This window comes from Thermogutta sp. (assembly GCF_039793925.1).
GTDB lineage: Bacteria > Planctomycetota > Planctomycetia > Pirellulales > Thermoguttaceae > Thermogutta.
Window position 1 is genome coordinate 1 of record NZ_JBAMME010000167.1, and the last position, 1,112, is coordinate 1,112.

At 56.9% G+C, this 1,112-nt stretch carries 1 protein-coding gene; it reads left to right on the forward strand.

The genetic code is table 11. The annotated features are described in order from the left end of the window. Window positions 1-18 precede the first annotated feature (18 nt). The coding region (cmr6, locus tag ABJK56_RS06525; protein ID WP_347243857.1) for a type III-B CRISPR module RAMP protein Cmr6 at window positions 19-1,112 on the forward strand (1,094 nt) is incomplete at its 3' end.

Here is a 1,112-nt window from a genome sequence, read left to right on the forward strand (position 1 = left end):
AAGTAAAGGGAGGAGGAGATGGTAGAGGCACGGGAAAGAGAACCGAAAGGCGCCGGGAAAAAAGGCAATCAGTCGCCCCAACAATTGGTCTCTGCTGTCCCTCAGTACGTCGCCAGGCATTTCGACGAGCGCTTCCTTCCGCCGGGCCACGCCTTTCGCCTATACTTCAAAGGCTGGACCGAGAAGACTTGGGAGCTGAGCAAAAGCGAAAAGCTCCGAGCGCTCCAATCAGTCGTCAATCTGGGAAATTGCAAAAGTCTTCTGGAGAAACTCGCGGAAAGAACGATTCGCCTTGCCGAGGGTGACCCCCGGAGATGCCTTGTCCTTCTCGCGCAAACGACGGCTCCGTTCACCACCGGGCTAGGCAACGAGCACCCATTGGAAAACGGGTTCGCGTTCCTGGATCCCTACGGGTTGCCTTACTTACCCGGGAGTGGGGTCAAGGGTGTCGTACGACGTGCCGCCGAAGAGCTGGCGCTTTTCGAAAGCGAAAAAGGAGGGTGGACTCTCGGAATGCTCTGGTGGCTTTTGGGCTTTGACGGGAACAGCGCCTACCTGAAAGAAGACGTGAAAAACGTTCCCGAAGTTGTGAGGAACGAACACCATCGCTGGCGAAAGGCCTACTTGACTGCCCTTTCATCGTTCGAAAATGATCCTTTGGGCGACGCCTTCATCCGTATGGTGGCGGGTGACGAGTCCCAGGCTCGAAAGGCGGTCATGGAAGCTTTGCAGGGTAAAGACATCAACACCTTGCATAGGATTCACACCCGTGGCCTGCTGGAATTTCTCGACGTACTCCCCAAACCGCCCGAGGGTTCCCTTCGAGTTGACATCATGAACCCCCATTATGGACACTACTACCAGAAGGGCCAACCCCCCGGTGATTGGGGCGAGCCCGTACCCATCTTCTTCCTCACCCTGCCGCCCGGGACAGAGTTCACCTTCGTTGTTCGCTGGTCGCCACCCCTGGGCCTTGCCCAGAGGTTCCCAGCAGTCACCGAGTACTTCGAATCATCCGCCAACGGTGAACCTCGCTGGAAAAAGCTCGTGAGGGCTGCCTTCGACTACGCCTTGCAATGGCTAGGCTTTGGCGCCAAAACAGCCATTGGGTA